Source organism: Pectinatus frisingensis (assembly GCF_015732285.1).
Taxonomy (GTDB): domain Bacteria; phylum Bacillota; class Negativicutes; order Selenomonadales; family Selenomonadaceae; genus Pectinatus; species Pectinatus frisingensis.
The window spans coordinates 95107-110396 of the sequence record NZ_WIQU01000016.1; the positions used below are offsets into that span (position 1 = coordinate 95107).

Sequence of the window (15290 nt, forward strand, 5' to 3'; positions counted from 1 at the left end):
AGTTTCATAAAATTTTATAACAGTGATGGTTATGTGGTTTTATACTTGTCCGGACAACATAACAGCACATAACAACAAATAATTTGGTGATACTATGGTTTTTTTGGATAAGAATAATGCCATACCATTGTATTTGCAGGTAGGCAGCTTTTTACGGAATGAAATTTTAAAAGGCACTTATGTAGATAAACTTCCATCTGAACATGAATTAATGGATTTTTTCCAAGTTAGCAGAGCAACTATCAGACATGCAATAAGGAAATTAATCGAAGAAGGTGTATTGGAAACACGCCAGGGATTGGGAACATTTGTTTTAACCAAATCAATAGAAGAATGGCTTGGTCATTTGAGTACGTATTTTGATATTGTCAATGAAATGGGAATGAAACCAAACATAAAGCTGCTTCATAAGGGACTAGTAAAAGCCCCTCAGGATGTTTTATCAATGTTCGGTACAGCGGAGATATATGAAACTATCCGCCTGCGTTTGGCAAATGACATGCCGATCATCCTTGAAAAACAGTATTATCCATTGGAAATAGGACAGAAATTATCAAAATATGATTTAAATAACATTTCTACATATGATATATTGGAAAATGAATTAGGCATTACTCTCTGGGAAGCAAAACAGACTATTTCTGCTGTAATTACAACTTCTGAAGAAAAAAAATTACTTAAATTAGTTGATAACATGCCCTGCTGTGCGCTTTTATCTACAAGACTAGTTGTTGATGTGCAAAAAAAGCCATGTGAATATGAAAAAAGCATTTATCGTGCCGATATGTACCAATTTTGCATTAATCTGACACGAAGGATGAAAAAATAATTTATTGTCTGCTAGAGTAAACTGATAAAAAAATTACATATAAGAGTACTGCAAATCGGTTGATTAGAAAACTAAAGGCCGGAAGGTAATCACATTGTTTATGATTGCCTTCCGGCCTTTTATTTTTATAGGAGGAATAGATAATTGAAAAACATTTTACAGCCAGAAGAACTTATAAAAATGGACAAAACCCATTTATGGCATCATATTACGCAGCACAAGGTTTTTGATAGCAAGGAACCACTGATTATTACCGAAGGGAAAGGTTGTTGGATAAAAAATATCCATGGGCAGGAATTTCTTGATGCTGTTTCCGGCGGTGTGTGGTGTGTCAATGCAGGCTACGGACAGGAAAGGATTGCGCGGGCAGTATATGATCAGCTGATACAGCTGCCATATTATTCAGGCAGTGCCGGAAATCCACCAGCCATTTTACTGGCGCAAAAACTTAGTGAGATGGTTCCATATCTGCAGCGTATTTATATATCAAACAGTGGTTCTGAAGCCAATGAAAAAGCCTTTAAATTATCAAGGCAGTATAATCACCTAAAACATCACGATCACGATAAATATAAAATACTTTATCGTGATCGTGACTATCATGGAACGACATTAGCAGCACTGAGTGCGACCGGACAAAATGAACGCACAAAAGGTTATGGTCCGTTTGTTCCGGGATTTAAGAACATACCATCAGCATATTGCTATCGATGCCCTTTCAATAAAAAATATCCTAACTGTAATATCGAATGTGCTTATGCTTTGGAAAATATCATCAAAAAAGAAAATCCCGATACAGTTGGTGCCTTGATACTTGAACCTATTACTGCCGGCGGCGGAATAATTATTCCGGTTGACGAGTATTTTGAAATCATTCAAAACATATGCCATAAATATGATGTCTTACTCATCATTGATGAAGTAGTTACCGGATTTGGCAGAACTGGTAAAGCCTTCGGACATTTTCACTGGAATGTTAAACCTGACATAATGACCACAGCCAAGGGCATTACCAGCTCATATATGCCTTTAGCCGTGACAATGACCACAGAAAATATTTTTAAAGAATTTTTGAATGCTGAAAGCAATAAAACGGACTATTTTCGTGATATCAGCACATTTGGCGGGAGTGCCGGAGCATGCGCGGCATCTCTGGAAAATATAAAAATAATGGAAGAAGAAAAGTTATTTGAAAATAGCGCTGTAATTGGTAAATATCTACTAGACAAACTTAAAGAATTTGAAGATATGCCGATGATTGGTGAAATTCGCGGCAAAGGGCTGTTTATCGGTATTGAGCTTGTCGAAGATAAAAAAACTAAGGTCCCAGTAAGCGAACATTATATGACGCAGATAGTTGGCAATACCGCTGAGCAAGGTGTTCTTATCGGTAAAATGAATCGCAGCGTACAAGGACACAACAATGTACTCACCTTAGCGCCAGCGCTTATATTAAATAAAAATGAGGCTGACAAGATTACAACAGCAATTTATAATGCTTTAGAAAAAACAAAACTATAAGGAATGAAACGTATATGCTTCCGCAGACTTTACCGACAAAGATAAAACAAAGTATAAAGGCACAGTTGAAAATTGAACGCTTGATTACATTGCTGACAATAAGCATCGTTTTTGTAACATGGTATATCGTGACTGACTTGCAAATATTTTCTAATGTTATCATACCATCACCATGGAAAGTATATAAAACATTTATTGATATTATTGCAGAGGGATACAAGGGTTCAGCACTTTCACGACATTTATTTGACAGCCTTGAACGATTATTGATAGCATTTGGACTTGTCTGTATTACGGCTGTTCCCATTGGGCTTTTGAGCGGGTATAGTTCAAAGATCAGGGCTGTTTTTGAACCTTTGGTAGAATTTTACCGGCCTTTACCGCCACTGGCATATTATACTATGCTAGTCATTTGGATGGGAATAGGAAACAGTTCAAAAATAATGCTGTTATACCTAGCCGGTTTTGCTCCGGTATATCTTGCTTGTATTTCCGGGGTAATGAAAATTAGGCAGGATTATATTTATGGTGCCTATACTCTAGGTGCAAATAAATACCAAATATTTTTCTATATAGTTTTCCCGTCATGTCTTCCTGATATTTTTATTGGATTGAGAACAGCATTGGGATTTTCATATACAACTTTGGTTGCAGCAGAAATGGTGGCTGCGGAAACAGGAATAGGCTGGATGGTTCTTGATGCTAGTAAATTTTTGCTCAGCGATGTTATTTTTGTAGGCATTCTAATTATGGGAATTACCGGAATAATATTAGATGTTCTATTGAAATTTATAGAAAACAGGCTTGTCCCATGGAAAGGAAAAGAGTAAAGGAGAGAAAAATGATGAAAAAAAGTGTAGTAATTTTAAGTATTTTGACTTTGTTTATTCTTGCATTCCAGCTTACAGGATGCGGAACTGACCAAGCTAAGAAGGATGAAAGCGCGAGTGCTAAACCTGAATCAATTACTATTGGATTGCAGGCAATACCAAATGACGAATTAGTTGCAAAACAATGGTATGAAAAAGAACTTGGTGTCAAAGTTAACTTCAAACAATTCGATTCAGGCAGAGATGTTAATACAGCAATGACTTCTGGTAGTATTGATATTGCAATTTTAGGGTCTACTCCTGCAGCAATCGGTATCGCAAAAGGAATTCCCTATGAAGTTTTTTGGATTCATGATATAGAAGGAGACAATGAAGCATTAGCCGTAAAAAACAACGCCAATATAGCATCAATAAAAGATCTAAAAGGTAAGACCGTTGCTGTTCCATCAGGTTCAACGACTCATTACAGTCTGCTCAATGCGCTTAAACTTAATGGTGTAGCCCCAAATGAAGTAAAGATTCTTGATATGCAGCCACCTGAAATTTTTGCTGCATGGCAGCGCGGTGATATTGATGCTGCTTATGTTTGGCAGCCTACTTTAGGAAAACTGCTTGCTGATGGAAAAATCTTAGTTACCAGTCGTGAACTGGCACAAAAAGGTGTAGTTACTGCTGATGTTGGCATAGTAAGAACTGAATTTGCCCAAAAATATCCGGATATTGTAAAAAAATACATTCAACTTCAGGAAAAAGCATTCAATCTTTATAGAGACAATCCTGATGAATCTGCACAAACTGTGGCGACAGAACTTAAAATTGATAAAGAAGAAAGTTTAAAAGAAATGAAAGAGCTTGTATGGCTGTCAGGAGAAGATCAATTAAAAGAACAGTATTTAGGTACCAGCAATAAAAAAGGCGATTTCGTTAAAACCTTAAAAGATACTGCTGATTTTCTGGTAGAGCAGAAAGCCATTGATTCAGCCCCGGATATTGATGCATTTGAAAAAGCAGTGGATCCATCATTCATTGAAGCTGCTTCAAAATAAACAGCAAGCAGGGATTACAATATGACTTTTTTAAAGCTGCAAGATAATCATTTTTTAAATGAAAATGTAATAACGCTCAATAATGTGGCATTGGCATATTCTTCAAAAACTATGAATGTATTAGAAAACATTAACCTCCGTTTAAATGAAAAAGAATTTGTATGTGTGCTGGGGGCTTCTGGTTGTGGTAAAAGCACACTGCTTAAAATCATTGCTGGTTTTATATCGCCTACGCAGGGAAATGCCAATTTTGATAATCAATTAATCACTGGCCCTGATTGGCAGCGCGGCGTTGTTTTTCAGCAGCCGCCGCTTTATCCCTGGTTGAGCGTAAGCGAAAATGTAAAATTTGGTTTAAAGATGCGGCATTTTTCTAAAGAACTATCAGAAAAATTGGTGACAGATTATTTAGCTAAAGTAGGTCTACTTGACTTCAAAAATCATAAACCATATGAATTATCCGGTGGAATGAAGCAGCGCGTGGCGATTGCCAGAGCATTGATCAATAGTCCCAAAGTATTGTTGATGGATGAACCTTTTGGAGCGCTGGATGCTTTAACAAGAGGACAGATGCAGTCATTGTTGAGACATATCTGGCTTGAATTGGGAAATACCATCTTATTTATTACGCATGATGTTGACGAAGCATTATCTTTAGGAACAAGAGTAATAGTTATGTCAAAAGGTCCCGGGAAAATAGCAAAAGAATATCAAACAGATTTTACTTATTCTATCGCCAAAAATAATGCAGAACAAATTTATCACAGTAAAGATTTCTTAAAAATAAGAGAAGAAATTCTGCAGTTAATACGACAAACTATTATTCTGTAATAGTTTACATTTCATCACTAAAATCTATGATAATCGCAATTGTACTGCCAAATATATATTACTATGTATTACATTTATTTTTATTTGTATTGGCTGCCTGAAACCCCCAAAACCCTGTGCTATTTATATTTATGTGTAGATAATATAATGCTTTTTATTTTTTTAAAACTACTATTTATATAGGAGAAACCATTATGAAAAAAATGATTATGATTTTACTGTTTACAGCTATTACCATATTATTAGCCGGCTGTAGTCCGAATAACAGCGGAAACAATGATTCCGCTGATAAAAGCGGTGAACCCAATGTTTTGCGCATAGGTGCTCAGCCATATCCATTATATGCATCAGTTTATGTTGCCAAAGAAAAGGGTTATCTGGAAGACGAATTAAAAAAAGTCAATGCAAAATATGAATGGACAGATTTCAAATCAGGTCCATTAGTTAATGAAGCAGTGGCTTCCGGGCATGACGATATAGGTTTTATGGCTGACATGCCTGCTATTTTAGCAAAGGATTCCGGTCAAGATATACAGATAATAGCTAATGTAGCATATGGTGAAAAAGCATTGGCTTTATTAGTTAATTCTAATTCAGATATCACCTCAGCAGCACAATTAAAAGGTAAAAAAGTTGCTTACGGAAAGGGTACTTATGCCCAGCATTTATTGTCACTTTTGTTAAAAAAAGACAATTTAACATTTAATGATATACAATCGGTAAATTTAGCCGCCGGAGACATACCCGCAGCACTCGAAAGCGGTCAAATCGATGCCACAGTTATATGGGAACCTTTTATTTCACAGCTGGTATCTGAGGGTAAAGCTAAAGTCATTGCCGATGGAACAGGTATAAAGCGTGGCAATCTTGTAACCTATGCCGTAAGCCCATATGCTAAAGCGCATCCGCAGATTATAACTGCTTATATCAAGGCATGTCAGGAAGGATCCGATTATATTAAATCAAATCCTAAAGAAGCAGCTGAACTGATAGCAAAGGATATGAAAGTTGAACCTGCAATATTGGAAAATACATTTAAAAATCTTGATTATAACCCGGTATTAACAATAGATGACATAAATGAAATAACAAAAGTTAAAGATTATTTACTCCAGCAGAATCTTATTCAAAACAACATTGATATGGACAGTTTCATTAACTTGGACTATTCGAAAGCTTCCGGGGTAGAAAAATGAATGTGAGGTAATCCACGTGAAAGAGGTTGCTACTAATCATTATGGGAAAATAATTAAATATTGGAGCTTATATTGGATATTTCCAATTTTAATCCTATTTGTATGGAAAGGTACAACCATATTAGGAATAATCCATAATTATACGCTGCCGGCACCGGATAAAGTGATACAAACAGCAGTAGTACTGACTACTAATGGCACATTAGCCGGGAATATAATCATCAGTATATTACGAGTACTAGAGGGCTTTATAATAGCGTTGGCCGCTGCCCTGACTATTGGAATAGCAGCAGGATTGTCAGTAAAATTTGAAATAATTACTGATTTTGTTTTGCAGGTATTAAAGCCTATACCGCCGATAGCATGGATTCCGCTGGCAATTTTGTGGTTTGGTATCGGAGAAGCATCTAAGATATATATAATTTTTATCGGTGCTTTTTTCCCGATTTTTTTAAACACACTAGATGGTATAAAAAATATTGATAAAAAATATATAGAATTGGCCCGTGTTTATGAGGTCCCCCAAAAAAGAGTAATCAAACATATTATACTGCCAGGTGCATTGCCATTTATAATGACCGGTACCAGGCTGGGACTTGGCAGCGCATGGATCTGCGTAGTAGCTTCTGAAATGATTGCAGCTACAAGTGGTGTTGGCTATATGCTCATGGATGGGCGTGATTTATCCAGACCTGATATGGTTATTCTGGGAATGCTGATAATAGGAATTGTTGGTAAATTCATGGATGATATATTAAAGAAACTATCAAATCGGATGATAAAATGGAATTGAGTGGATAATGTATGACTGAGCCAATTATTAAAATCGAAAATTTGAATAAAACTTTTGTTTCTAACAATCAGGAAAAACCTGTTCTGAAGAATATTGATTTGGCTATAACAGTAGGAGAATTTATATCGATAATTGGTCCAAGCGGTTGTGGTAAAAGCACTTTACTGCGGATTATCGGTGGTCTGGATACTGAATTTAAAGGAACAGTGCAATTTGAGAATAAACCAATTACAGGTCCGGGACGCGAACGTGGATTTATTTTTCAGGATCATCGATTGCTGCCATGGCTGACTGTAGAAGAAAACATAAAATTCAGTTTACCGGAATCAGCGGAAAATGTTGATGATATAGTTTCTAAAAATTTGGAGATAGTCGGGCTTCATGATGTCAAAAAAAATTATCCGCGGCAGCTTTCAGGTGGAATGGCACAGCGTGTAGCAATTGCGCGGGCATTATCGAATCAACCCAAATTACTCTTGCTTGATGAACCTTTTGGGGCATTAGATGCAATAACTAAAATACATTTACAGGAAGAAATGCTGCGATTATGGGAATTAGAACATATAACAATGATTATTGTGACACATGATATTGACGAAGCCGTTTATTTAGGTCAGCGGGTCATTGTTATGAACACGCATCCCGGCAGTATCAAGCATATTTATAATGTTGAACAATCTGTGCCTCGCAGCCGCACCAGTCCAGATTTTCACTGCCAAAGAGATAAAATATACCAAGAATTTTTTGAAGAGAAATCGCAAACATTTTTTTATAATATATAAATTTATGCTGAAAATGCAAACGGAGGTTAATATGTCTAAAGAAAAAGTCCTTTCTGCACAGGAAAAACGTATCCTGTTTGAAATTAATGGAGAAAAAAATACTTTATATAACAAAAAAAACAGAGCCTTTGATTTATTGAAACATGTGCAAGGGGAAAAACCCGTCATTGATATTGAACGTGGTTTATATTTTACTCGTTCGTTTAAAACCACAGAAGGTCAGCCGCTTATTCTGCGCTGGGCAAAAGCTCTCAAGTATTATGCCGAACATGCTAAAGTATACATTGACGATAATCAGCTGATAATAGGAAGAATAGGCCGACCTGGCCGTTATGGTATATTATATCCTGAGCTTGACGGTGATATTCTTGGCGATGCCATAAAACAATTGCCCGAACGGGAAACATCACCTTTTAACATTGATCCTAATGATGCTAAGATTATAAGCGAAGAAATTGCACCGTATTGGAAAGGAAAAACATTTCATGAAGACCTAATAAAAGCACTTACACCAAAAACGGCAGCTCTAACTTATAACCAGGATAAAGATTTTACCTCTCGCTTTATCGTTAATGAAACAGCGTCTTTTCGTTCCTCAATACAATGGGTCCATGACTACAAGATCGTTTTGCAAAAAGGGTTTTCCGGCATACGCAGGGAAATGGAAAAAAAGCTAAATGAACTTGATGAATTCAGTCCTGTCGATCAAACTGAAAAAAAACCTTTTATAGATGCAGTTATTACTGTATGCGACGCAATTGTTCTATGGGCTCACCGCCATGCCAAGCTGGCTGGGCAGCTGGCTGCTAAGGAATATAATACTGTACGCAAGGCTGAATTGGAAAAAATAGCCAAAATCTGTTGGCAGGTACCGGAATATCCTGCGAGAAATTTTCGTGAGGCAGTCCAGTCCCAATGGTTTACACAGATGTTTTCCCGGGTAGAACAAAAAACAGGCACCGTTATTTCCAACGGACGCATGGATCAGTATCTATATCCTTTTTATAAGAATGATATAGAAAAAAGCCTGATCACTGATGATGATGTTCAGGAAATATTTGACTGCATGTGGGTTGCTATGTCTCAATATATAGACCTTTATATATCAAGTGCCGGAGGCGCCTTTAATGAAGGCTATGCCCATTGGGAAGCCGTTACTGTCGGTGGACAGACTTCAGATGGAAATGATGCTGTCAACGATCTGACATATATTCTGCTGAAATCAAAACGTGAATTTCCACTGAATTATCCGGATTTAGCAGCACGTATCCATACACGCAGTTCACAGCGATATTTGGCAGAAGTCGCAGAAACCATAAAAGAAGGTTCCGGTTTTCCAAAACTTATTAATGATGAAGAAGTTATACCGCTGCTGCTTTCCAAAGGCGCTGATTTTGAAGATGCATATGATTATAGTGTATCCGGATGTGCCGAATGCCGTATGCCTAATCGCGATACTTACACCAGCCCGAATGCTTATATAAATTTTGCAGCAGCTTTGGAAATGACAATTTATAACGGTCATATGCTAAAATATGGTGATGAACTTATAGGCTTAAAAACAGGAGACGCTGAAACATTTACTGACTTTGATGAATTTTTTGCAGCATATTTAAGGCAGCAGAAAAATTTTCTTAAGCATGCTTTTATTCAGCAGCATGAAATCATCAGATTACGCGCTAAGCATTTTGCCAGTCCATTAGGATCGGCACTTCATAAATTATGTCGTGACACACTTACTGATCTTCATCAGCCGCATATTAAAGGCGGCATAGATCTCGGTTACTTCGAATTTATTGGATATGCAACTGTAATAGATTCACTGGCAGCAATAAAAAAAATAGTCTTTGAAGAAAAAAAAGCAACATTAAATCAGGTAAAAAAAGCAATGCAGCACAATTTTACCGGATATGAACTGCTGCGGCAACGTCTCGTAAATGCACCTAAATATGGTAACAATGATCATTATGCCGATGAAATAGGTCGTACTCTTGACCGTGAAGCATTATTATTTACTAGGCAATATTCGAAAGAATTGGGTATAAATCTTGATTTACGTTATGTTCCTTTTACATCACACGTACCATTTGGCAAGGTAGTCAGTGCTACACCGAACGGAAGATTAGCTTGGACACCATTATCAGATGGCTCCAGTGCATCTCAAGGTGCAGACTTATATGGACCAACTGCAGTATTACTATCAAACTTTGCCACTAAAAATTACCAATATCACGAACGCGCAGCACGGTTGCTCAATGTTAAATTAAGTCCTGCCTGCGTACAAGGGGAAAGCGGTACACAAAAACTTGTTCAATTTATTGAAGCATGGCGTGACTTGAAATTATGGCATATACAGTTTAATGTAATAAATCAGGATACATTAATCGCTGCACAAAGGAACCCGGAAAATTACCGAAATCTACTCGTGCGTATTGCCGGGTATAGTGCATACTTTACTGAGCTGTCAGTTGATTTACAGAACGATATTATTGCGCGTACGCAGAATGAAGCCATTTAGCTTATGGGAAAAAAAGGATTGGTTTTTAATATACAGCATTATTCATTGCATGATGGACCTGGAATACGGACAATTATTTTTTTTAAAGGATGCCCGCTTCGCTGCCGCTGGTGCTGCAACCCGGAATCACAAAATCACTATCCTGAAATTTCTTATGATGAAAAACGCTGTCTTGGCAATGAAATATGCTCTGAATGCCAAAAAGTATGCGAGAATAATGCAATTATGTTTTCTTCTGAAGGCAAAGCCATTATTCAAAGAGACAAATGCAGTAACTGCATGAAATGCATAGCTGAATGTCCGGCCAAAGCTTACAAAAAAGAGGGTATAGAGTATACTGCAGACGAACTCCTTGATATTGTCGAACAGGACAGTATTTTTTACCGCGGTGGTAATGGCGGATTGACGGTCAGTGGCGGTGAACCATTAATACATGGTCAATTCCTGATTGATTTACTTAAAGCAGCCAAAAAATTACGTCTGTCAACTGCAATGGAAACCTGCGGTTATGCAGATTATTCCATATTAAAACAGACTGCTGAATATTTAGATACAATCCTGTTCGATATAAAATCGCTGGATAATTTCAAGCATATTATTTATACAGGTAAATCAAATCAAGTAATATTAAATAATTTTGAAAGTCTCTGTAATGATTTCCCACATCTGCATAAGCACGTCAGGACACCTGTAATTCCAGGGTTTAACAATTCTATAGAAGATTTGCAGAAAATTGAGGACTATTTAAAAGATAAACCGGCAGTGACTTATGAAAAACTTTCATATCATCGCTTCGGCGTTGGCAAATACAAAACCTTAGGACGTAAATATCCAATGGACGATTGATTTAAATGAATGATAATCCATATATCAATGTATCAGCAGTTTTACCAAAAAATCCCTAAATAGAATAGGACCAGTATTTTGTGGATAATGTTGCTGCTGCATAAAAATAAATTAAAGGGGCTGTGGCAAAATGAGTACTCATTTTGCCACAGCCCCTTTAATTTATTTTTCTCTTAGTCGTTAGTAATAACACCGCCGCCCAGGACACGTTCACCATCATACAATACTAATGCCTGTCCGGCTGTTACAGCCCGCTGAGGAATGTCAAATTCAACATGTAATTTATTTCCATCAGGGTAAACTGTACAATCGGCTTCTTTGGCTGCATAACGTATTTTCCCCTTGGCACGGAAAGGGAGGATATCATCTGGCAAACCTTCTATCCAAGACACCTCATCGGCATATACGACGCGAGAAAACAATTCATCCTGCGGACCTACAATGACCCTATTATTGGCAGTATCAAGCGCTGTCACATAATAGGGACCGCCAGGACCGCCCAGATCCAAGCCGCGTCTCTGACCTATTGTATAGCAAGGTATGCCTTTATGCCTGCCAATGCAATTTCCCTTTGAATCCACAAAATTTCCTGCTTGAAAAGAAGCAGGTATCTGCCCGCGTAAAAAATTTTTATAATCATTGTCTGGAATAAAACATATATCCTGGCTTTCTGATTTATTAAACACTGGGAGCTGAAAACTTTTAGCTAATTCCCGCGTATGTGTCTTTTCCAGTTCAGCCATAGGAAGCAGTATATGAGCCAATAAATCCTGCGATAATTGATATAATACGTAAGACTGGTCTTTATGCCTGTCTATGCCGCGCAGCAGTTCATACTTACCACATTGATCATTATATATGATACGGGCATAATGCCCGGTAGCCAGAAAATCAGCACCAAACTGCTGTGCCTTTTCCCACAATAAACCGAACTTGATAAATTTATTACAAGCAATACAGGGATTAGGAGTATATCCTTTTGCATACGATTTCACAAAATAATCGATAACATCATTTTTAAATTCATCCCGAAAATCCAAAGTATAATGGGGGATGCTAATTATTGAGGCAACAGCCTTGGCATCGTTCACAGAATCCGCTGAACAGCAGGCGTGAACATTATCTATTACCTCGCAGCTTTCACCTTCTTCCCAAAGACGCAATGTAATACCAATAACGTCGTAGCCATTTTGTTTTAATATAGCTGCTGTTACCGAACTGTCTACACCGCCGCTCATAGCGACAGCTACTCGCTTATTCACAAATTTTTTCCTTCCTCATTATATCATCTACGGTCTGCTTGATAGCAGTTACTACCGATTTTATCTGTTCTATATTATTGCCCGTGCCAAATGATACACGGATACTTCCTTTTGCCCAGGCATCAGCAATTTTCATAGCCTGTAGTACGTGCGATGGTTCAACAGCCCCGGCTTCACAGGCAGATCCTGCAGAAACTGCTATTCCCTGCATATCCAGAGCAATCAGAAGAATTGCGTTATCAATACCGGCAATACTAAAATCAAGAATATTAGGCAAAGCATGCTCCATGGTACCATTAAGGCGAAAATTATTATTTGCTGCAATCAAATGCCTATACATATATTTTTTTAAAACTGCCGCATTGTCATACCGTTCTTGGCGTTCTATCTCCAAAACGGCGGCTGCTGCACCAAGGCCGACAATACCAGCAACGTTTTCTGTGCCAGCTCGTAGATTGTGCTCCTGTGGGCCGCCATGAGCTTCTGATGCCACTTTGATACCTCTGCGAATATAAAGAGCTCCCATTCCCTTGGGACCATAAATTTTATGGCTGCATACAGATAACAAATCTATGTGCTCTTTACCGGGAAATACCGGCAAATATCCAAAAGCCTGGACAGCATCGACATGAAAAGCAATATCTTTTGCGTAAGTTATTTCACCAATTTCTTTTATAGGCTGAATCGTGCCAGTTTCATTATTGGCATACATAACAGAAACAAGTACAGTATCATCACGCAGCGCTGCTTCCACATCTTCCGGGCATATTCTTCCGACAGCGTCAACAGGAAGTACAGTAACATCATACCCATATTCGCTTAATGAATGAAAAGTATTCAAAACAGCCTGATGCTCGACCGCAGTTGTAATCAGATGTCCGCCGTGCGGATAATTGGCACGCAGATATCCTAAAATTGCTAAATTATCAGCCTCTGTACCGCCGCTGGTGAAAACAATATCAGACGAATTAACATCAAGGCAGTGCGCTATTTGCTCTCTTGCTTTTTGAACAGCCGCCCTTGCCTGTTGTCCCCAAAAATGCAGGCTGGATGGATTACCATATTCTGTTGTCAAATACGGCATCATCTTTGCTAAAACCCGTGGATCAAGCGGTGCAGCTGCAGCATAATCTAAATAAATACGATCCATTATCTCTACCCTTTCCCGTAACATATTTTATATCATATCATAAGATTACTTGAATGTCATTTAGCGACATTCACATCTTTTCAAGTGTACTAATGCTATTATCTGCTGATAATTGTTCTTGACATAATTACATGTCCAATATATAATACTGACTATCTGATATATCTATATATTCCTGTATTAATGATAATATAACATCCATACAGGGCTATAATTCAAACTATGTTGGACTGTGGCTGTTTTATCTTAAAAAATGTTTATTCTCATTAGCTGATTGGAAAACCAAAGGCTTCGTACTATTTATATCTATATGTAAATAGTATGAGGCCTTTTTTTATACAAATTCCAGTCTATATGCCAGGGGCATAGTGATCAATTCAAGATATACGGCTGAAATATTTAAAATTTACGGAGGTATTCACATGGGTAAGAGGACATATGGCAAAGAATATGGTTTTCAAACACGAGCTGTACATACGGGTAATGATGTAGATGGTGAAACCGGTGCAATAAAAAGACCTATTACCGTTGGCAATAGCTATGAGCTTCCTTATGACCCATCAGATTTAAATTGGAGCAGCGCGGGCAAAAGTCTTTATACCAGGAACGGCGGCAGCAATCAGAAATACCTTCAGGAAAAACTGGCATCATTGGAAAACGGCGAAGATTGTGTAGTATTGGCAAGCGGCGTAGCCGCACTGTCAGGATTATTTTTTGCATTGCTGAAAAGCGGCGATCATGTAATTTTTTCCAGTGTAACATATATTGCCGTATACCGCCTGTTTAATGAGCTATTAAATAATAAATTTAATATTGAAACGACAATTGTTGACACTACAGATCCAGAAAACGTGAAAAAGGCAATAAAATCCAATACCAAGCTGATACATATTGAAACACCAGGCAATCCCACATTGATGATTTCTGATATAGCTGAAATTGCCAAAATTGCCCATAAAAACAATGCTTTGCTTTCTGTTGACAATACCTTCGCCTCACCATTCAACCAAAGACCGATCGACATTGGTGCTGACTTTGTAATTGAAAGTCTTACCAAATATATAAACGGTCATGGTGACGCACTGGGTGGAGCAATTATTGGTAAAACGGAATATCTGGACATAATCCGCCAGCAATCACAGATAAACCTGGGTGGAATTATCAGCCCATTTAATGCATGGCTCATTATGCGCGGATCTGTTACGCTGCCGCTGCGTATGCGTCAGCATAATCAAAATGCACAACAGGTAGCCGAATATTTGGAAAAATTGGATTGCGTACGCTTTGTTGCTTATCCAGGGCTTGCGTCGCACAAAGGACATGCTGCAGCTAAAAAACAAATGGTTCCTGGTTTTGGTGGAGTATTATCATTTGGCTTAAAAGCGGATCATGATACGCATAATCGCTTTGTAAGTTATCTAAAGGTCATTACATCCGCAGTATCGCTTGGACATGATGAAAGCCTGATCGTATTTTTAGGTGAAAATGATGAACGGCAGTATCTCTATCCTGAAGAATTCCATGGCGGTTTTTTCCGTTTCAGCGTGGGGATCGAAGATATAGAAGACATTATTGGCGATATTAAACAAGCATTGGAAAAAACAGGTCTTTTATAATTATATAAGCGGCACACCGCCTGAACTTGATAGTATTGATATTAAAAATGCCTGCAAAATTTTTTACGAA

Annotated in this window: 13 protein-coding genes; 11 read left to right on the forward strand and 2 right to left on the reverse strand. The window is 37.8% G+C overall.

Translation table 11 applies throughout. The features are described 5' to 3' along the window. The first annotated feature begins 94 nt into the window (after window positions 1–94). The 10 genes from I6751_RS02390 (at window position 95) to I6751_RS02435 (ending at window position 11192) form a co-directional block, all read left to right on the forward strand. The gene (locus tag I6751_RS02390) at window positions 95–829 is read left to right on the forward strand and encodes a GntR family transcriptional regulator (RefSeq protein WP_196590458.1); all 735 of its coding nucleotides are present in this window, start codon (window positions 95–97) and stop codon (window positions 827–829) included. Window positions 830–973: 144 nt separating this feature from the next. Beyond that, a complete protein-coding gene (locus I6751_RS02395) occupies window positions 974–2350 on the forward strand; it encodes an aminotransferase (protein WP_196590457.1) in 1377 nt (458 codons plus the stop codon). 14 nt (window positions 2351–2364) lie between these two features. Then, window positions 2365–3180 carry an ABC transporter permease gene (locus I6751_RS02400; protein ID WP_196590456.1) on the forward strand — a complete coding sequence of 272 codons (816 nt, stop codon included), beginning with the start codon at window positions 2365–2367 and terminating at the stop codon, window positions 3178–3180. Window positions 3181–3191: 11 nt separating this feature from the next. Continuing rightward, window positions 3192–4226: a taurine ABC transporter substrate-binding protein gene (locus I6751_RS02405; protein WP_196590455.1), complete on the forward strand. Its 1035-nt coding sequence runs from the start codon at window positions 3192–3194 to the stop codon at window positions 4224–4226. Between the two features lie 21 nt (window positions 4227–4247). Next, the gene (locus I6751_RS02410; RefSeq protein WP_196590454.1) at window positions 4248–5057 is read left to right on the forward strand and encodes an ABC transporter ATP-binding protein; all 810 of its coding nucleotides are present in this window, start codon (window positions 4248–4250) and stop codon (window positions 5055–5057) included. Window positions 5058–5251: 194 nt separating this feature from the next. After that, a complete protein-coding gene (locus I6751_RS02415; RefSeq protein WP_196590453.1) occupies window positions 5252–6253 on the forward strand; it encodes an aliphatic sulfonate ABC transporter substrate-binding protein in 1002 nt (333 codons plus the stop codon). A 16-nt stretch (window positions 6254–6269) separates the two neighbouring features. Further along, window positions 6270–7046, forward strand: coding sequence for an ABC transporter permease (locus I6751_RS13855; RefSeq protein WP_196590452.1), 777 nt, complete (start codon window positions 6270–6272; stop codon window positions 7044–7046). A gap of 11 nt (window positions 7047–7057) precedes the next feature. Beyond that, window positions 7058–7828 (forward strand): ABC transporter ATP-binding protein, encoded by a 771-nt coding sequence (locus tag I6751_RS02425; RefSeq protein WP_196590451.1) that lies wholly within the window; start codon window positions 7058–7060, stop codon window positions 7826–7828. 31 nt (window positions 7829–7859) lie between these two features. Continuing rightward, entirely contained in the window at window positions 7860–10346 is a 2487-nt protein-coding gene (gene hpsG / locus I6751_RS02430) for a (2S)-3-sulfopropanediol dehydratase (protein WP_196590450.1), read from the forward strand. 3 nt (window positions 10347–10349) lie between these two features. Next, the gene (locus I6751_RS02435) at window positions 10350–11192 is read left to right on the forward strand and encodes a glycyl-radical enzyme activating protein (protein WP_196590449.1); all 843 of its coding nucleotides are present in this window, start codon (window positions 10350–10352) and stop codon (window positions 11190–11192) included. 173 nt (window positions 11193–11365) lie between these two features. On the opposite strand, the gene mnmA is transcribed toward I6751_RS02435, so the two are convergent. Both mnmA and I6751_RS02445 read right to left on the reverse strand, forming a co-directional pair. Then, a complete protein-coding gene (mnmA, locus tag I6751_RS02440; protein WP_330998244.1) occupies window positions 11366–12454 on the reverse strand; it encodes a tRNA 2-thiouridine(34) synthase MnmA in 1089 nt (362 codons plus the stop codon). Beyond that, on the reverse strand, window positions 12447–13604 hold the full coding sequence (locus I6751_RS02445) for a cysteine desulfurase family protein (protein WP_231037801.1): 1158 nt from the start codon (window positions 13602–13604) through the stop codon (window positions 12447–12449). Before I6751_RS02445 ends, mnmA begins: the two co-directional genes overlap by 8 nt. A gap of 422 nt (window positions 13605–14026) precedes the next feature. Here I6751_RS02445 and I6751_RS02450 point away from each other — a divergent pair, with 422 nt between their 5' ends. After that, window positions 14027–15220: a trans-sulfuration enzyme family protein gene (locus I6751_RS02450; protein WP_196590448.1), complete on the forward strand. Its 1194-nt coding sequence runs from the start codon at window positions 14027–14029 to the stop codon at window positions 15218–15220. Window positions 15221–15290: the final 70 nt, after the last annotated feature.